Here is a 17,655-nt window from a genome sequence, read left to right as displayed (position 1 = left end):
AAAAAGCGACGCATTTGCGTCGCTTTTTTCATGCTGTATTGCAGCCTACTCTAGGAGTTACTTCTGTTCTGCTTGGCCCATCACACTATTTCTACGTGCAAAGGCGAAGTAAACCACCAGACCAATTACTGCCCAGATAGTGAAGTACTTGATCGTTGGATTCCAACCCAAACTCACGAATAACAATGCGCAACCTGCTAACGCCAATGGACCAACTACCCAGATAAATGGTGTCTTAAATGGACGTGGACGGTTTGGTTGTGTTACACGCAAAATCATCACACCCAAAGCAACGATGAAGAACGCGAACAAAGTACCAGAGTTAGAAATATCCGCCAACATACTGACTGGGAACATCGCTGCGAACAAGGATACAAAAACACCTGTTACGATCGTCACGATGTGTGGTGTATGGTAACGCTCATGAACCGCTGTAAATGCTTTTGGCATCAAACCATCGCGTGCCATGGTGAACAAAATACGTGTTTGACCAAAGATCATCATCAAGATAACGGAAGGCAATGCCAAGATCGCTGCGATACCAACCATATCACCAATCAATGGGTAGCCTAATTCGCGCAAGATGAAAGCCAATGGTTCTTTTGATTGAGATAAAGCACCATTTGGTTGCGCACCAACTGCACCAACTGCTGCATAAGCAACCAACAAATAGAACACAGTACAAATACCGAGTGAGCCAATCAAACCAATTGGTAAATTGACGTTAGGATTTTTTGTTTCTTCCGCTGCTGTAGAAACCGCGTCGAAACCAACATAAGCAAAGAAGATAGAAGCAGATGCGCCCAATACACCAACGCCTGATAATGGTGTGCCCCAGCCATTTGGTAACATTGGTTCGAAGTTCGCTGCTTGTACTGCTGGCAATGCCAATACAACGAAAGTCGCCAAGGCTGCGATTTTGATGACAACCAAAATAGAAGTTACTTTTGCGCTTTTTGAAGTACCAATTACTAACAACCAAGTCACTAACAAGGAAATCAAGAAAGCGATCAAGTTGAATGCGCCGTGGCCAGTTGTGCCGTCAGGCAAAGTGATCGTATCACCAGGGCCCGCAGTTAATGCCAATGGCAGACCTGCACCGATAGAATGCAAGAAACCGTTTGCGTAGCCAGACCAACCAACCGCAACCGCACCAGCAGCAATCGCGTATTCGAGGATCAAAGACCAGCCGACAATCCAAGCAACCAATTCGCCCAAGACCGCGTAAGAATAGGTATATGCCGATCCTGAAACAGGCACCATCGCAGCGATTTCTGCATAAATTAAAGCAGTCAATGCGCAAACAAAACCTGCGATAACGAAGCTATACATCATGCCCGGGCCTGCTTTATTCGCAGCAACAGATGTCAAAACAAAAATACCTGTACCGATGATGGCACCAACGCCAAGCATCATCAGGTCAAACCAGCCTAGCTGGCGTTTTAGACCTTTCTTTTCTGCGGATTCCAGAATCTGGTCCAGCGACTTTACGCGATCAAAAAGCATAGTGTTTCCTTAAGGCAAATACGATAATTGAATTTCTTATTCCCGCGTGCCACGGCTTTCAAAGTGAAAAAATGGCAAAAGGGATCTGTTTTGTGAAACTTGCGTAACATAAGCGATTTATAGCTAAACAGTAAAGAGTAAATCCGCTAAAAAACACGTTATGCGCATGTTTCAGACAAAATTTCTTCATTGCATAGCAACATAGTCCTGAATTGTGGTAGGGCGGCTACCGAGGACTGCGACGCTTTATTTGACGCGCGTCTTCGATTGATTCGCTGAATTTTAGTTCCCTGAGAACCGATAAATTTCCGTAGTGAAATAGTATGCCAAAAATGAACCGCCTAAGCGCATTTCGATATTCCCTTACTGAATTGCGAATCAAGCCAAATTGAGCTTTGAACTTTCAGCATTCATTTTCAGCACATATTTTCATTACTCGAATAGAGAAATTCCACAGGCAGCGGAAAAACCACCGTTAATCAGATTGGTCCGGTGTTCTTGCTTTATCGAAAGATGAATTAGTGTATATTCGCTAGCGCTCCCAATGGCATGCCCTTGCTTGCCATCCAATCTATTTCTATTTGGATACATCATGTCATATCAGAATTTTCGTTTGATGCCAGCGAAGCTGATGCTTAGCTTGATTGCTGTAGCGCAATTTGGTGTAGCTTACATTGCTAGCGCTGAACCTCTGCAAAACAAGGAAGCGGTCAAAAAAGCCAGACCGCCCTCGCCTGCATCGCAAAAGGTCACGGGTTTGCTGTATGAGATTCGCTTGCCACAAGATCCGCAACAAACGACTGCCTCATCCAAAAATGCCAGCAAACCGGTAGTTGCCTATCTATATGGCACGATTCATATTGCTAAGGCAAATTTCTATCCTCTCTCCGCCCCAGTCCGTAAAGCTTATGCACAGGCAAATACGGTGGTGGTTGAGACCGATACCTCGGATGAGTCATCAAATCGTTCGGTGATTGGCAAATTGAGTTATGGCGTTGGTGATAAATTGCAAAACCATTTAACGCCGAGTACTTGGATGACATTGGGGGAAATGGCGGCAGAATCTTTGCAACAGTTTCAGTTTTATAAGCCAGTGCTAGTGGCGATGGGGCTAACCGTGAGTGCAGGAATGCAGCTTGGTTATGATCCCGCGCACGTACTAGACCGTCATTTCATTACGGCAGCAAAAAAAGATAAGAAAAATTTAATAGAGCTTGATAGTGTGCATTACCAAGCGGATGTTTTGGCTAGCTTAACTGATGAAGAAGGCGATGCAATCTTAATTAATACGCTGAACTCGTTTAAGAACGGCGATATCAGTAGAGAATTTAATCGTATGAGTGAGGCGTGGTTAGCCGGAGATGCCGATAAGCTTGCCCAAATTAATCTCGACGCGAGTAATCGTGATATTGGCTCAAAAAAAATCACGCAGAAATTGATGGATGACAGAAATCCAGCGATGGCAAAAAAGATTCAAGACTTGATGTTGGCTGGTAAGAAGCTATTTATCGTGATGGGATCTGGTCATTTAGCCGGAGAAAATAACTTACTTGCGCTGTTGCAGCAGCAAGGTCTACAGGTGAAGCAGATACGTTAATGAAGTCCACAGAAGAAATTCAAACGCCAATCGAACATCCATGGGTGATGTTGGAATCTCCAGCAGAATTAGAAGGATGGATGGAACTCAACAACCAAGAGTTACAAAAGCTGTTGGGGCAAAATGCTTCACCGATAAGTCAAGGGCAAGGCATTTGTTTGAGCTTGTCTCACGGTGGTGAAATTTATTTTCATACTAATGCAGATGGTGACGTATTGTTAGATGTGACGCCTGAGGCACAGTGGGTGACGCCAGTGATTCTTGCAATCAGTAAAGCTAGCGCACCAAAAGGCCAGATTTGGTTACTCCCGCAGCATGTTTTGTTGCCCTTGCTGATGGGATTAAATCCTTTGATTGCAAGTAGTCGATTGGTGTTGAAACACGCTTATCGAATTCTGAAATAGCTTGATTAGTTTGAAGTAAGGATTGCCGCAAGAGCCCATTGGCGAAAAGCAGATTTGTTGACGAGCGGCCTTCACCTCCTGCTTTGTTTTATTAGCCATGAATAAAAGAAAAAGCCATGCGTTTTTAGGACGCATGGCTTTTTCTTTTGAGATCGCCAGTTTTAATCTTGTCGCACAACGCCATTTCTATCAATCGTCACTAGACGTGAGCCGTTTTTAATCGTACTTGGTTGTGCTGAAAGCGTACCAGCAGCTTTAACATTCACTGCCGCTTCGCCTGGACCATTCACTTTGACAGAAGCATGTTCAAGCAATAATTCACTTGCATGCAAGTCACCGGAGCCGTTTAGATTCGCAATTAATTTTTTTGCTGTACCGTGCAAGGTGATGTTGCCTGGGCCATCCGAGCTAATTTCAACTTGGTTGGCAGAAGATAAGTCTGCTTCAATATTGCCTGAACCAGACGCATCGATAATCACGTTACCGCTCATACTTTTAAATTGCAAATCGGCGGGGCCGGAGTTACGGATATCAGCATCGCCAACTTTCAAACGTAAAGCATCAACGTTGCCAGAGCCACTTGCTCTTAATTTTAAGGATTTAGCTTCGCCGGACAGGCTCAATTCGCCAGGGCCAGACATTTCAATGTTGGCTTTTTCGGCTTGCACTTCATCGATCGATAAATCCCCCGAGCCGGACATATCGATATCGAGATTTTTCGTCACGCCACGTAGATTCACATTGCTTGGACCAGAAATAGAGATCGTGGTTTGTTCGCTTTGTAGCTTGGCGACATTTAAATCACCGCTGCCACTTAACTTGGCATGCAAGCTTTGTGAGACTTCACCAAACTCGGTGTCTCCAGGGCCACTCATTTCTAAAGTCACTTTCTTCGTATTGAGTTGACGTAAGCTGATATCGCCACTGCCGCTAGCATGGAAGTTCAATTCATTGCTGGAACCTGATACTTGTATATCGCCAGGTCCTTCGCTAATGATTTCTAGTTTTTCATTTTTGATTTGACTTAAACGCATGTCACCACTGCCAGTGTTGAGCACTTTGACTAGAGCAGTCGTGCTAACTTTAACTGTGGTTGGCGAATTTTTCCAAGCAAAATGGAAGCGTCCTTTTTTCTTATTGCGAATGACCAAGGTATTACCTTCAACCACGGTTTCGACTTCTTTGACAAAGTTGTCGTCGCCTTCCACTTCAACGCTATTTTTACCATCGACGACTAATTCGATATCGAACGGAGAGTGATTGCTGATACTGTCAAAGCTAGAGGCATCGCGTTTTTCGTTGATGATATTACCGCTGCCTTTGACGCTGTCGTCATTAATACTGATTTCGCAAGCACTCAAGCTGATTAACATGGTTGATGCGACTGCTGCCGCGATACCGATTTTCTTAAACATATCCGCCCCCGATTGATGTAGAAACTAAGTTGAAAATTCAATGGAATTTCGATGTTTGAAGTTTACTGGAAGCATGAAGCTGCTGCTGGCAGTTAACGACAGAATGCAAAATTCATGGCTCCAATGGTCAAATACGGGCGAAATGAAGTCCAGATTTGCGACTGGTAAGTTGAAAATAAGCGATAAGTGAGCACGCCAAAAACGATAAAATACGCCCTCACCTTGATTCACTAGAGTTCGCTGTAGTTTGTTGCGACTCGATTAGGTAGGTTAATCATCACCGCTGTTTTAGCAGAAAGTTTGTACTTCATGGAAAAGATTCGACTTCAAGCCAGAGATGGCGCCAGCGCAGAAATAGTCACGCATGGTGCGCATGTGTGCTCGTGGATTCCTGCCAATGGTCAGGAACAGTTATTTTTGAGTAACAAGTCCGAATTTGGTGAAGGCGTGGCGATTCGTGGTGGTGTGCCGATTGTGTTCCCGCAATTTTCTAATCTGGGCTCGCTGCCTAAACATGGCTTTGCGCGCACTGCCAATTGGCAATTGATTCGTACTGGGCAGATCGAGCAAGGGGCGGCACAGGCAGTTTTCGAACTAAAACATAGCGCGGCTAGTTTAGCGATCTGGCCACATGCCTTTCGTGCCGAGCTGATCGTGACCGTTGCCGAGCAAAGCTTACAGTTAGATTTCTCGGTTGAGAATCTGGGCGAGACGACTTTGCAATTTCAAAGTGCCTTACATACCTATTTTCAAGTCGACAATATCAACACAACCCGCATCCATGGTCTGCAAGGATTGTCGTACCGAGATACGGTCACAAATGTCGATGGCTGCACCCAAGTCGAGGAAGTGCTCACTATCGCTGCTGAGACCGACCGCATTTATACCGATTTGGTTGCGGATGTTGAGATCGAACAGCCTCATCAGTTGGTACAAATACGGCAATCAGGATTTACGGACGCCGTGGTGTGGAATCCATGGGTAGAAAAGACTGCACAAATTGGTGATTTAGAAGCGGATGCTTATCAGCGAATGATTTGCGTCGAGGCAGCATCAATTGTGAAACCCATCGTCTTGGCACCAGATCAAATTTGGACCGGTATGCAATTGATGAGTGTGCGGGCTAAATAAATGCATGGGTGCCGTCGGCACCCATCTTAGTGATTCAATTTTACGATTGTGTGCACAGTAAGCTATTGGTTAGAGCTAGTTTTTGAAGCTAGATATTGGAACTAGATGTGCAGAAATAGTGTGAATCAATAAAGTGCTTTATGCATGAGTGCCTTGCGAAAAGGCCAAATTCTTAATTTTCTTTTATCTTATATTGGATCTGAACCGGCATTTTCTTGATATCTAGCAAGGGATACTGCGCTATTTGATTGGTAATGATAATAATTCGCATTTATAATGTCGATCTATTGAACTTGACTGTTTTTCCAGCAAAAGGCTGGCAGTCTGCATCAAATTGATTTCATTATTTTGTGAGAATGTTATGCAACGCACTACCCCTCGTTTCGCCCTCGCGACTTTGCCAGCTTTATTGGCTTTGATCAGTTTCCCCGTATTCGCCCAGAACGCGACTACCAATTCTTCTACCAGCTCCACTAACAACGCGCAGCAAGAAACCAAATTGCCAGAAGTGCAGGTGGTTGGCGTGGCAGAACAAAAATATGTGATTAAAATTAGCAGCACTGCGACTAAGACCGATACGCTGTTGCGCGATACGCCACAAGCAATTACCGTTATCACCAAAGAATTGATGAAAGATCAGGCGATGCAAAGCATGGCTGATGCGATCCGTTACGTGCCTGGTGTAGTGACTGCGCAAGGCGAAGGGAATCGTGACACTGCGGTATTTCGTGGCAATGCCTCAACCAGCGATTTCTTTATCGATGGCATCCGTGATGATGTGCAGTACTACCGTGATTTTTACAATATTGAAAGCGTAGAAGCATTGAAAGGCTCGAACGCGATGATATTTGGCCGCGGCGGATCAGGCGGCATCATCAATCGCGTCAGCAAACAAGCGCAATGGACACCGATACGTGAAGCCTCGATTACTTTGGGTTCTTGGAACAACCGTCGTGCTACCGCCGATGTGGGTCAAGCAATTAATCAAGACCTCGCATTCCGTGTCACTGGCATGGTTGAAAACTCAGACAGTTTCCGCGATGGCGTGAACATTAAACGTGCCGGTATTAACCCAACATTCGCCATCCGTGCCGGACAAAATACCAGTGTGGTGCTTGGTTATGAACATTTCAATGATGAACGTGTTGCCGATCGTGGTATTCCTTCTTTCCAAGGCAAGCCCTTAGTAGTCGGTAATAGCGTGTTCTTTGGTAATGCTGCGCTGAGTCCAACTACATCAAAAGTGGATGCCTTGAGTGCAAACATTGATCATGATTTTGGTAATGGTGTTAGCCTGCGTAATCGCACACGTTACGCCGATTACGATAAGTTCTATCAAAATGTTTTCCCAGGTGCGGTGAATAGCACGGCAACCAGTGTGGCAATTAGTGCGTATAACCAAGACACACAACGTAAGAACTTCTTCAACCAAACGGATGTGACTTTTGATGTCGTCGCAGCCGGTGTGAAGCATAAAATTTTGACTGGTATTGAAATCGGTCAACAGACCACAGATAACTTGCGTCAAACTGGCTACTTCCCAGCGGTTGGCGCTAATGCGACCAGCATCAGCGTGGCAATTACCAAGCCTTATGCGGAAGGCGTGACTTTCCGTCAATCGGCAACTGATGCAAATAATCATAGCGTCGCTAAAAACATGGCCGTCTATGTGCAAGATCAAATCGAGTTCTCACCGCAATGGCAAGCTATTTTAGGATTGCGTTACGATAACTTCGACATCGATTTCACCAATAAGCGCACTGCGCAAAAATTACAAAACACCGACACACCGATTTCCCCACGTGTTGGTCTAGTTTATAAGCCCATCACGGAGATGTCCTTGTACGCGAGTTATAGCCTCGCTTTTGCCCCGCGCGCAGGTGAACAATTATCATCGCTCACTGTGACTAACCAAGCCTTCGATCCAGAGAAGTTTAAGAACCTCGAAGTCGGCGCTAAATGGGATGTCGCAAAAGACCTAACTTTGAGCGCTGCGGTATATCAATTAGATCGCAGCAATGTAGCGATTACGGACCCAAGTGATTCGACAAAAACTATCTTGGTTGATGGTCAACGTAGCCAAGGCGTGGAGTTGGCTGTCAGTGGTAAATTAAGTTCTGCTTGGAGCATTATGGGTGGTTATGCTTATCAAGACGCGACTATTACACGCACCCAATCTGCGACTGCCAAAGCCGGTGCAAAATTAGCGCAAGTGCCGACACACAGCGCTTCGATTTGGAATCGTTATGATTTGAACAGCCAATTGGGTGTCGCGGCTGGTGTGGTTTATCGCGGTGCGATTTATCCATCTACCGACAATTTGGTGATGTTGCCAGGTTTCACACGCGTCGATGCTGCTTTGTACTACGCTTGGGATAAGCATGTGCAATTGCAGTTGAATGTAGAAAACCTCACAGACAAAACTTACTACGCAGCAGCGCATAGCAATAACAACATTACACCAGGTTCGCCACGTGCTGTACGTTTGGGATTGCATCTCAAATACTAAACTACGCTTTAGCTGTTCAATAACTATTTATCACTACGATTTCACCTCACTTCAGCCTTCCGCTTCTGATCTAGGAGCGGAAGGCTTTTTTTATGAATTTCGCTATTCAAGGGAACCATTTTTACACTTTGCTTATCGAACCTGCCTGGATGAGGGAAAAGCTGTTTCATCCTAATCAATAAAATTAATCACGATAAGGAATAATAAGATGCGTTTAATCAGTCTATTGGTGTGCTCGCTGTTAGTGAGTAGCACTTTACCGGCCTTGGCAGCCGACGAAAAAGTCGATTTGGCTTTAGTGAATAAAATCCGTGACGAAGGAACCAATCGCTCCAAGATTATGGAAACCCTAAGCGTGTTGACGGATGAAATTGGTCCGCGCTTAACAGGCTCACCAAGTCTGAAAAAAGCTGGTGATTGGTCGAAGGCGCAGTTGACCGAGTGGGGTCTGCAAAATGCACAAGTGGTAAGCATTGCGCCATTTGGTCGTAGCTGGGTATTAGAAAAAGCCGCAATGCGCATGGTTGCACCATCCAACTTAGAACTGGTGGCGATTCCAAAGGCATGGACACCGGGCACCGATGGCGTTAAGCGCGGTAAAGTGGTGTATGCCAAATTAGAAAACGATGACGACTTAGCGAAATGGAAAGGCAAGTTGAAAGGCACGATCGTTTTGCGCGATGCGATGACCCCGACCAAATTGCATACGACACCAGATGCCAAGCGTTATACCGATCAAGAGTTGCATGATCTAGAACACATGGATTTAGGCGGTGCTCCAGCGCGTCCACCTACAGATATGGCGGAACTGGCAAAACGCATGGCCTTTGCTAAAAAAATTAATCCTTACTTAACGGAAGAAGGCGTGATTGCTACTGTCAACGTATCTCGTGGTGATGATGGGACGATTTTCGTTGCAGGTGGCGGTTCTTACAAACAAGGCGAGCCAACTGGCCCATCCGCATTGGTGATGTCGACCGAACAATACAACCGTGTATTCCGTTTGATCGAAAAGAAAAAAGACGTCGAAGTTGAAGTCGAAGTGGCAGTGAATTTTGGTGATGAAGACCCAGCCAATTCCATCAATGTATTTGCTGACATTCCAGGTACCGATAAAAAAGATGAAATCGTCATGCTTGGTGGTCACTTAGATTCATGGCATGCAGGTACTGGTGCAACTGATAATGCAGCCGGTGTTGCTGTTGCGATGGAAGCGGTACGTTTATTAAAAGCGATTAACTTCAAACCACGTCGCACGATCCGTATCGCTTTATGGGGTGGTGAAGAGCAAGGTTTGTTAGGTTCACGTGATTTCATCAACAAAAATGTTGCTGCACGTCCTGAATCAACCGATCCAAAAGAAAAAGACTTGCCTAGCTTTATGCGTCGTCCTACTGGCCCATTGATGTTGAAACCATTGCACGGCAAGATTTCTGCTTACTACAATCTCGATAATGGTGGCGGCAAAATCCGTGGTATCTATGCAGAAAATAATGCGGCTGCAAAAGCGATCTTTGATGCATGGTTAGCACCGTTCCATGACCTCGGCGCGAAGACCGCGACACTGCGTAAAACAGGCAGCACCGATCATGTGAGTTTTGATGCAGTTGGTGTTCCTGGCTTCCAATTTATCCAAGAGCCAATGGACTATTTCACTCGCACCCATCACAGCAATATGGATTTGTTTGACAAGATCCAAAAAGGCGACATGATGCAAGCAGCGATGGTCATGGCAAACTTTGTTGCGCATACAGCAAACCGTGACGAGTTGATCCCACGTAAGCCTATGCCACCAGAACCAGCAAGACCAGCAGCACGTTAATTGAAAAATTAACCTAAGCGCGCCATAGAATTGGTGCGCTTTTCTATAAAAAAGCCAGTATGAACTCGCGTCATACTGGCTTTTTTGTGGGCATTTTCTAAGTGATTGGAATAGCAGAATAGCTATGCAAACACGGCATAAGCAAATCGCCACTCAATCTTTTATCGGATTGATTTTCAATGTTAAGGTAGATGCTCTGTTGAATTTATTTGAACTCGCAAGCCATGTGCCAATTATTAGGAATGAATTGCAATACGCCGACTGATATCGTGTTTAGTTTCACGGGTTTTGCCACGCGCGGTGGACGTACTGATGAACATAAAGATGGTTGGGGTATTGCTTTTTTCGAAGGCAAAGGGGTACGACATTTTGTCGATCATCAAGCAGCAATTGATTCGCCGATTGCAGAACTGATTAAGCGTTATCCGATCAAATCGACCAATGTCATCGCCCACATTCGTAAGGCAACCCAAGGTGTGATCGCTTTAGAAAATTGCCATCCCTTTGTTCGTGAGGCTTGGGGTTATCAATGGGTGTTTGCACACAATGGCGATTTGAAAGAATTTCATCCGCAACTGAATGGCAGTTACTTGCCGATTGGTAGTACAGATAGTGAACGCGCATTTTGTTATTTGATGCAAAGTTTGCGTCAACGCTTTGCTGCGCAAGCGCCAGAACTACCCGCTTTACGTGCGTTTCTGAGCGAGATTTGCCGAGAAATCGCCAGTCATGGCACTTTCAATATGATGCTTTCTAACGGTAGTGCTTTGTTCGCCTATTGCTCCAGTAAGTTACACTACATAGAACGCCAACATCCATTTAATACCGCAGCGCTATCTGATGAAGATGTGTCCGTCGATTTTGCGCAAGTCACTACACCACAAGACCGGGTTGCGGTGATCGTAACTGAACCCTTGACTACCAATGAGCAATGGACGGCTTTGCAAGCAGGCGAATTGAAAGTGTTTGTTGATGGAAGTGCGTTGGATTGAATAATGTTCGCTTCCATCAGTAATAAAAAAAAGGGCATCACGCCTTTCGTTTGAAGCGACGGCGTTTGCAATAATAATTCAGCAGCCTTTACATGCTTAACAGATAAGCTTCGTCATCCACGGCGAATACCAGAACCAATCGGCAGATCGGCAAACCAATTGATAAAACGCATCACATCTGCTCCCTGATAAATCGCGCCGTGTTGTGGGCAAAGCATATCGATTGGCATGTTGGCTACCCGCTGACACCAATCTAATTTGGCTTCGGTTGAGCCCATCCAACGACGATGAAAGCCTTCGGCATGACGAATGTGGCGATCAAAATCTTGCACGAACAAATGATCTTCGCCGGCCGGTAGCAAGGCTGCACCGACATCGCCAGAAAACAAGATTTTCGCAGCAGGATCGTACAAATTAAAATTACCTGACGAATGCAGATAATGGGCGGGCACAGCTTGTAAACGTAAATGTCCTAAGTTGATTTCCGCGCCCTCATCGGGAAGCGATACAAAGGTCGATTTATTTCCACCAAAATGTGGAATGAAGGAGCTCCACAACCAACTTAGGTAACACTGTAAGTTCGGATTAAAATCTAGCCACAAAGCGAGTGAAGAGATGACATCAGGATCTTGATGCGAAGCGAACAAGGCAATGATATTACGTGCATCGAACTCGGTATTAATCGCTGAAAAAACTTCAGGAAAAATTTCCATACCACCCGGGTCAGTTAGGATGGCTCGTTCACCTTGTATCACCAAGTATTCATTGGTATCAATTAAATAGTCTGGTTTATCCGGATCGCGCGTGATGACAGCCCATTGATGATCGCCTTGTTCAAAGATCGTTTGGTATTTTTTCATAAGGTTTTCTTTTCTCTAAACTGTAGTCACGACGCGCTACTTCTTTGCTGATCTAAGTTCTAGCGGAATAAGTTAACTGCTTTAAATGCGTAATTGCGAGATGCATCATTTCTTCAATCCGTCCTGCTACCTGCTGCATGTCGGCTAACATACTGCCGCCATAGGCTGCTTCGATACGCGCATTGTGCGAAAGCATCGCGCCAGCGCTACATAGATTTAATGAACGTCGGATTTCTTTTTCCAAGCATTCCCACTCAGCGTTGGTAGCCGACTTTAAGCCTTGATAGGCTTCTTGTTTGTCGGCAAACGCGGCTTGCATTTGCGGATTATCGTTCGCTAATTTGTGTAGCGTAATATCGAGAGAACGTAAATTTTTTTCTAATTTACGCAAAGCAGCAATGCGATGCACTAACTGAAAAATCATGTCGCTCAAGCGCGCCATGCTTTCTTCCATCTTTTGGCTGAACAGGCGCAGTTCCATGGCGACTACTTTGAATCCCGCCGATTGCGTTCCTGCGCGCTTGGCAACCAAAATAGCATTGAGCGCGACCAAATTGATTTGGTGCGAAATCTCGACGACTTGTTTTAAGCCCTCGTTAATCGATACCGATAAAAACAATTCTGATCTTGGCTGTGTTAACTTAGTCACAAGTAACTCCAATCGCTTTAGAATGCTTAACTTGTAGAGGTATTTAACAAAAAATACCATGATTTTGGTCAATCACGGCAAGAATGTTGGATTTTGATTTGCATCGTGTTTGGAATAAGTGTTGTGAATCGCGCGTAAATTGCTTTGACGCATGAGACTCGTTGCTTAAATCAGTCGCGTCACCCAAGAAATCGATATAGCCTGCATAGGAGCAGTATGAAAAATTTATTCGCCCCGCGATATGTTTTAGCAGTACAAAATCTGGCTGTGTCCAAAGATTTCTACATGAAGTCGCTGGGCTTTCATTTGCTCAACGAATATCCTGGTTGGACATTTCTTGAGCGAGACAATGTGGTCTTGATGCTAGGGGAATGCATAGACGAAAAGCCTGCCGCGCAGATTGGCGATCACTCTTATTTTGCCTACATCGAAGTCAATGATGCGAGCAGTCTCTACCAAGAGTTTCATGAGCGAGGTGTCAGCTTCATTAAAACAATTCGCGACGAAGTCTGGGGCATGCGTGAATTTGGGCTGAAGACGGTTGACGGTCATCGCATCATGTTTGGGCAAGATTTAACTTGATATAAATATTCACTTTTTTTAGGAAATGCATGTATTTCACTAAATCGCTTAGCAAATTCTTCATCGCAGCTGGTTTCGTCGTCATCCATCTTTTTAATCCGGTCAGTGCCGATGATCGATCGAATGAAGCGATTTTCAAACGACTGTCTGAATTGGCATCGAATGGCAATGCGGAGATTAAATATCATCTCGGTATGTTTTTGAACAATGGCATAGGCACGCCGCAAGACACTAAAAGAGCATTCCAATTATTTTCTGAATCTGCAGAATTAGGAAACCAACTTGCAGCGTATAAAGTGGGTTGTTATCTCGCTGGCCAATTTCCCGGCACGGTTCCTGTCAATGAAGTTGAGGCTTTGAAGTTTAAACTTCGTGCGGCGGAAGCTGGCTATGATTTGGCGCAGCACGATGTCGGTATTTACTACGGCAAGAAGCGCGATATTCAAAATGCGCTCATTTGGTGGGAACGCGCTTCTCGCCAAGGCAACGTAGCTGCAACCGCCTATCTGGCGAATTATTATTCAAACCCCGCATCACCTGCACCAGATTTGGTGAGAAGTTATGCGCTGGCAGTATTGCTCAAATCAATGGCGCCAGAGCCGACCAAGGAATTACTCGCGCATATCGCCCAATTGGAAGCAAAACTAAGTGCAGAGCAAAAGACAGAAGCTGAGGCATTTCGTGCATCGTGGTTAACGGGTAAAACGCCATTGAGTCTGCAAGCGCATGCAGGAGTGGGGGTAACGCGGGCGCTACTAAGTTCATTCGATTAAATGAGAAAAAATGCAGAAAGCAAAACATCAGTTTTGCAGTTGCTTCAATCCGATTTGCATTGAATAGAAAAATCAGTGAGAAGAAAGCGAGGCGATGGTTTTACATCACACAATCAAAATCGCCCGAAAATCATTCACATTATTGTAGGTCGGTCCGGTTTCTAATACGTTGTCTAAGGCTGCGAAGAAGCTGTATGCATCGTTGTTCGCTAAACAGGCATCGGCAGAAATCGACAAGGCGTTTGCGCGTTGTAAGCTATCGGGTGTACACCAAGCGCCAGCGTTGTGTTCGCTGCCATCACGACCATCGGTATCTGCTGCTAGTGCATAGATGCCTGCATGGCCTTGGAGACTTTGGCAGAGTCCTAATAGATATTCAGAATTGCGACCTCCGCGTCCATTACCTTTCACCGTGACTGTTGTCTCGCCACCAGATAACAGCAAATGTGCTTGTCTTTGCTGTTGATGGAAAATATCTGTCGCCAGTGTCGTCGCACTAGCAGTCGACATCAAGGCATGCGCGTGCCCAAGCTCACGCGCTTCACCCTCTAAACGATCCGATAAGATCTGTACGCAGATAGCTTTTGATTGCGCGAAATTCGCGGCTGCTTGCAAGGCCATTTGCGCGTTCGCAATTATTTGAACGTGGGTTTGAACGAATCCCGCGTGATTTGGTTTTGGCGTTTCTGATGAGACTTGTTGCAAATGTGCGAGAACAGTTGCTGAAGTTGGAATCGCATAGCGCTGCAAAATTTCTAGAGCATCAAAACGGGTACTGGCATCAGCCAAGCTTGGTCCGCTGGCGATAATGCTGGGATCGTCGCCCGCCACATCCGAGATGATGTAGGTCAAGACCTTGGCAGGCGCACACGCCAAGGCTAAGCGCCCACCTTTGATCGCTGATAAATGCTTACGGACGCAATTGATTTCGTGTATGCGCGCACCGCTACGCAGTAGTGCACGATTAATGGTTTGTTTTTCCGCCAGACTGATGCCTGCAGCTGGCAAGCTCATCAGCGAAGAACCGCCGCCAGATAATAAGCAAATTACCGTGTCGTCTGCACTGAGATTACTTACCGAATCGAGTAAATCGCATGCTGCCTGGTAGCCTGCCTCGTCAGGCACGGGATGCGCCGCTTCGCGAACTTGTATGTACTTGCATGGCAAACGATAGCCATGCGGCACAATCACCATGCCACTAAAACGTGCTACGTCATTTGTAGTTGCATCGAAATCCGACGCAAACCAATGCTGTTCTACAGCTTGTGCCATTGATGCCGCTGCTTTGCCAGCACCGACCACAACACACCGTCCACTTGCTGGAAACGGCGGTAGATGTGGTGGCAAGCAATGGCGTGGATCAACTGCCGCAAGAGCGACTGCAAATAAATCGCGTAAAAATGCAGGTGCTTGTGTATCGGCTTGTGCTTGATTCCAGTTTGTCATCTTGATTTGGAAGTGTGTCCTTGAGCAGCTAAAATACCAGCTTTCCGCTCCTATCGCGAAATTTTTCAGCGAATTTTTCCATGATCATCACCCCCAGCCACTACGATTTCAGCGCGATTGCGCCAGCAATGCAAACCTATGTTGATCGAAAGATTTTATCTGGCGTGTCATCAGCGATTTTGTCGGGGCAAGATTTGGTGCATTTCCATGCTGCGGGTTGGGCCGATATCGAAAACCAAATTCCTTTGCGTCACGATCACTTATTCCGCGTATTTTCCAATACCAAATTGCTGACTTCGATGGCGATTATGCAGTTAATCGAACAAGGCAAATTGGGCTTGGATGATCCAGTAGAAATCTACATGCCACAACTCGGTCAACGCCAAGTCTTAATTCCCGGTGCGACCGATATCAGTCAAACCGAGGCCGCGCGCTCTGCGATCACCGTGCGCCAATTGTTGACCCATACTTCTGGCCTCAGCTATGGTTTGCTCGATCACGGTAGTACGATTTATAAAGCTTACGTCGAGCGTAAGGTTCTAAACGCGTTTGAACCTTTATCCGAACTCATCAACATCCTCGAAGAATTGCCACTCAGCTTTCATCCGGGCGAGCGTTGGGAATATTCGATTGCCACTGACGTTTTATCACGCTTAGTCGAAGTCGTTAGCGGCGACAATTTTGATGTGTATTTGCACGCACATATTTTGTCGCGCTTAGGTATGAACGACACTAGTTTCTGGGTGCCGCCGCATAAGCATGAACGCTTAACCGCTTACTATGCCGGCACCGATCCTATGAACGTCTTAAATCGCGATCTCAAACGCTTAGAAAAATCACCGTATCCAGAAGCCTTTTTGAAACCGATTCCACGCTTTTCTGGCGGTGGCGGTTTGGTCTCTAGTATGCACGATATGTTGGCACTGATGCGCAGTTTTTTACCTGGTGGTCATGCGGTACTAAGGCCAGAGTCGATACGATTGATGATGCAGAATCATCTGCCAGCAGGTTGGGGCATCGCTTTCCCCGGTGTTGGTGATGTTCCGGGCAAAGGCTTTGGTTTAGGCGGAGCAGTGACTTTGCGTCCAGGTGAAAATGATCCGGCAGATGCAGAAGGTGAGTTTGAGTGGGGCGGTATCGCAGGTACGCATTGGTGGATTTCGCCACGTCACAATATCGCTGGCTTACTGATGACGCAGCGCCAAATGGCGTTTTGGCATCCTTACTCGTTTGAATTCAAAAAACTCGCTTATGCGGCGATGCTGAAGTAGGTCAAAAGTTAAAAGTTACTTCATCAAGCGTGCCATGAACATAATAAACAGCACGATGACGATCACTTTCCACAACAGCGCACGTTTGTACCATGGCGTTTCTTCAGTATTTTGTGTGCTGGTCGCTTCTCGATTCATCACGCGGAAGCGGGTGGCGTAAGGCGCTTGTCGAAATTGGATTTCAATCACGTCTTGATCAGGATCAAATCGAATCGGCCACAAACTGGTTGCGATTCTTGCCCAGATCAAACTGGCAACGCCCAGTATGCCAATCAGCGGTAAGGCTAATAAAGGCCCCAAGTCTGGAAAAGTTTCTAGACGACGCGGACCAAAAATTAGCCCAATCGCAAACACCACGCCCACGTAAAAAATGAAGCGAATCAAGTGCATGACAGGGCTTTTCTCTAGTAGGCGATTTGCCCATCGGGTCTCGGCGGCATGCTGTGGACAAATCCAATAATTCAAATACATGACCTCGCTTTTCATAGTTAAGCCACCTTGCAAATTGGGGCGTATCGATTTCACTTTGCCCAAGCGGCTGGTATTGCGAATCAGCGATTTGGTGGTGCCACATTCGGGGCAACAGGCTGGCCATTGAATCTCAGGAAAATTTTCACCAATGGCAACGCGAACAACTTGTGACATACTGGGTCCTTATTAATGCGGATCTTCGGCAATTTTTATAGCCATGTTTTATA

Annotated in this window: 15 protein-coding genes; 9 read left to right on the top strand and 6 right to left on the bottom strand. The window is 45.9% G+C overall.

Going from position 1 to position 17,655, the window contains the following annotated elements; all coding sequences use genetic code 11:
* Nucleotides 1–57 precede the first annotated feature (57 nt).
* Nucleotides 58–1,506 carry an amino acid permease gene (locus tag IE103_RS06255; RefSeq protein WP_189345199.1) on the bottom strand — a complete coding sequence of 483 codons (1,449 nt, stop codon included), beginning with the start codon at nt 1,504–1,506 and terminating at the stop codon, nt 58–60.
* A 592-nt stretch (nt 1,507–2,098) separates the two neighbouring features.
* On the opposite strand from IE103_RS06255, the gene IE103_RS06250 reads away from it, so the two are divergent.
* Together IE103_RS06250 and IE103_RS06245 are read left to right on the top strand one after the other, a co-directional pair.
* Nucleotides 2,099–3,103 (top strand): TraB/GumN family protein, encoded by a 1,005-nt coding sequence (locus tag IE103_RS06250; protein WP_189345198.1) that lies wholly within the window; start codon nt 2,099–2,101, stop codon nt 3,101–3,103.
* The gene (locus IE103_RS06245) at nt 3,103–3,507 is read left to right on the top strand and encodes a hypothetical protein (protein ID WP_189345197.1); all 405 of its coding nucleotides are present in this window, start codon (nt 3,103–3,105) and stop codon (nt 3,505–3,507) included. Before IE103_RS06250 ends, IE103_RS06245 begins: the two co-directional genes overlap by 1 nt.
* Nucleotides 3,508–3,668: 161 nt before the next feature.
* Here the strand turns inward: IE103_RS06245 and IE103_RS06240 are convergent, their stop codons facing one another.
* Nucleotides 3,669–4,922: a head GIN domain-containing protein gene (locus IE103_RS06240; RefSeq protein ID WP_189345196.1), complete on the bottom strand. Its 1,254-nt coding sequence runs from the start codon at nt 4,920–4,922 to the stop codon at nt 3,669–3,671.
* A gap of 309 nt (nt 4,923–5,231) precedes the next feature.
* Between IE103_RS06240 and IE103_RS06235 the strand changes: the two genes are divergently transcribed.
* From IE103_RS06235 to IE103_RS06220, 4 genes are all read left to right on the top strand, one after another.
* On the top strand, nt 5,232–6,053 hold the full coding sequence (locus IE103_RS06235) for a D-hexose-6-phosphate mutarotase (RefSeq protein ID WP_189345195.1): 822 nt from the start codon (nt 5,232–5,234) through the stop codon (nt 6,051–6,053).
* Between the two features lie 361 nt (nt 6,054–6,414).
* Nucleotides 6,415–8,562, top strand: a complete 2,148-nt coding sequence (locus tag IE103_RS06230; RefSeq protein WP_189345194.1) for a TonB-dependent receptor — start codon at nt 6,415–6,417, stop codon at nt 8,560–8,562.
* Between the two features lie 208 nt (nt 8,563–8,770).
* Entirely contained in the window at nt 8,771–10,384 is a 1,614-nt protein-coding gene (locus IE103_RS06225) for a M20/M25/M40 family metallo-hydrolase (protein WP_189345193.1), read from the top strand.
* A gap of 224 nt (nt 10,385–10,608) precedes the next feature.
* Complete coding sequence (locus IE103_RS06220; RefSeq protein WP_189345192.1) at nt 10,609–11,376, top strand: class II glutamine amidotransferase; 768 nt, start codon at nt 10,609–10,611, stop codon at nt 11,374–11,376.
* A gap of 113 nt (nt 11,377–11,489) precedes the next feature.
* Here IE103_RS06220 and IE103_RS06215 read toward each other — a convergent pair whose 3' ends face one another.
* Together IE103_RS06215 and IE103_RS06210 are read right to left on the bottom strand one after the other, a co-directional pair.
* Nucleotides 11,490–12,236, bottom strand: coding sequence for an oxygen-binding di-iron domain-containing protein (locus tag IE103_RS06215; RefSeq protein WP_189345191.1), 747 nt, complete (start codon nt 12,234–12,236; stop codon nt 11,490–11,492).
* A 52-nt stretch (nt 12,237–12,288) separates the two neighbouring features.
* Nucleotides 12,289–12,885, bottom strand: coding sequence for a methyl-accepting chemotaxis protein (locus IE103_RS06210; protein ID WP_189345190.1), 597 nt, complete (start codon nt 12,883–12,885; stop codon nt 12,289–12,291).
* Nucleotides 12,886–13,101: 216 nt separating this feature from the next.
* Here IE103_RS06210 and IE103_RS06205 point away from each other — a divergent pair, with 216 nt between their 5' ends.
* A complete protein-coding gene (locus IE103_RS06205; RefSeq protein WP_189345189.1) occupies nt 13,102–13,467 on the top strand; it encodes a VOC family protein in 366 nt (121 codons plus the stop codon).
* 29 nt (nt 13,468–13,496) lie between these two features.
* Nucleotides 13,497–14,240, top strand: a complete 744-nt coding sequence (locus IE103_RS06200) for a tetratricopeptide repeat protein (RefSeq protein WP_189345188.1) — start codon at nt 13,497–13,499, stop codon at nt 14,238–14,240.
* Nucleotides 14,241–14,345: 105 nt separating this feature from the next.
* Here the strand turns inward: IE103_RS06200 and IE103_RS06195 are convergent, their stop codons facing one another.
* Nucleotides 14,346–15,686: a glycerate kinase type-2 family protein gene (locus IE103_RS06195; protein ID WP_189345187.1), complete on the bottom strand. Its 1,341-nt coding sequence runs from the start codon at nt 15,684–15,686 to the stop codon at nt 14,346–14,348.
* An 80-nt stretch (nt 15,687–15,766) separates the two neighbouring features.
* Between IE103_RS06195 and IE103_RS06190 the strand changes: the two genes are divergently transcribed.
* Nucleotides 15,767–16,957 carry a serine hydrolase domain-containing protein gene (locus tag IE103_RS06190; protein ID WP_229827132.1) on the top strand — a complete coding sequence of 397 codons (1,191 nt, stop codon included), beginning with the start codon at nt 15,767–15,769 and terminating at the stop codon, nt 16,955–16,957.
* A gap of 15 nt (nt 16,958–16,972) precedes the next feature.
* On the opposite strand, the gene IE103_RS06185 is transcribed toward IE103_RS06190, so the two are convergent.
* On the bottom strand, nt 16,973–17,602 hold the full coding sequence (locus IE103_RS06185; protein WP_189345186.1) for a hypothetical protein: 630 nt from the start codon (nt 17,600–17,602) through the stop codon (nt 16,973–16,975).
* Nucleotides 17,603–17,655: the final 53 nt, after the last annotated feature.

Source organism: Affinundibacterium macrobrachii (assembly GCF_014652415.1).
In the GTDB taxonomy this organism is placed as follows: domain Bacteria; phylum Pseudomonadota; class Gammaproteobacteria; order Burkholderiales; family Burkholderiaceae_D; genus Undibacterium; species Undibacterium macrobrachii.
The sequence above is the reverse complement of the archived record's forward strand: the minus strand, read 5'-3'. Positions and strand labels throughout refer to the sequence as shown.

What these genes read in the sequence shown, in the direction of transcription:
- IE103_RS06245 (WP_189345197.1), top strand. Translation starts at nt 3,103, where the DNA reads ATGAAGTCCACAGAAGAAATTCAAACGCCAATCGAACATCCATGGGTG.
- IE103_RS06215 (WP_189345191.1), bottom strand. Translation starts at nt 12,236, where the DNA reads ATGAAAAAATACCAAACGATCTTTGAACAAGGCGATCATCAATGGGCT.
- IE103_RS06240 (WP_189345196.1), bottom strand. Translation starts at nt 4,922, where the DNA reads ATGTTTAAGAAAATCGGTATCGCGGCAGCAGTCGCATCAACCATGTTA.
- IE103_RS06200 (WP_189345188.1), top strand. Translation starts at nt 13,497, where the DNA reads ATGTATTTCACTAAATCGCTTAGCAAATTCTTCATCGCAGCTGGTTTC.
- IE103_RS06205 (WP_189345189.1), top strand. Translation starts at nt 13,102, where the DNA reads ATGAAAAATTTATTCGCCCCGCGATATGTTTTAGCAGTACAAAATCTG.
- IE103_RS06225 (WP_189345193.1), top strand. Translation starts at nt 8,771, where the DNA reads ATGCGTTTAATCAGTCTATTGGTGTGCTCGCTGTTAGTGAGTAGCACT.
- IE103_RS06190 (WP_229827132.1), top strand. Translation starts at nt 15,767, where the DNA reads ATGATCATCACCCCCAGCCACTACGATTTCAGCGCGATTGCGCCAGCA.
- IE103_RS06255 (WP_189345199.1), bottom strand. Translation starts at nt 1,506, where the DNA reads ATGCTTTTTGATCGCGTAAAGTCGCTGGACCAGATTCTGGAATCCGCA.
- IE103_RS06250 (WP_189345198.1), top strand. Translation starts at nt 2,099, where the DNA reads ATGTCATATCAGAATTTTCGTTTGATGCCAGCGAAGCTGATGCTTAGC.
- IE103_RS06185 (WP_189345186.1), bottom strand. Translation starts at nt 17,602, where the DNA reads ATGTCACAAGTTGTTCGCGTTGCCATTGGTGAAAATTTTCCTGAGATT.
- IE103_RS06235 (WP_189345195.1), top strand. Translation starts at nt 5,232, where the DNA reads ATGGAAAAGATTCGACTTCAAGCCAGAGATGGCGCCAGCGCAGAAATA.
- IE103_RS06230 (WP_189345194.1), top strand. Translation starts at nt 6,415, where the DNA reads ATGCAACGCACTACCCCTCGTTTCGCCCTCGCGACTTTGCCAGCTTTA.
- IE103_RS06220 (WP_189345192.1), top strand. Translation starts at nt 10,609, where the DNA reads ATGTGCCAATTATTAGGAATGAATTGCAATACGCCGACTGATATCGTG.
- IE103_RS06195 (WP_189345187.1), bottom strand. Translation starts at nt 15,686, where the DNA reads ATGACAAACTGGAATCAAGCACAAGCCGATACACAAGCACCTGCATTT.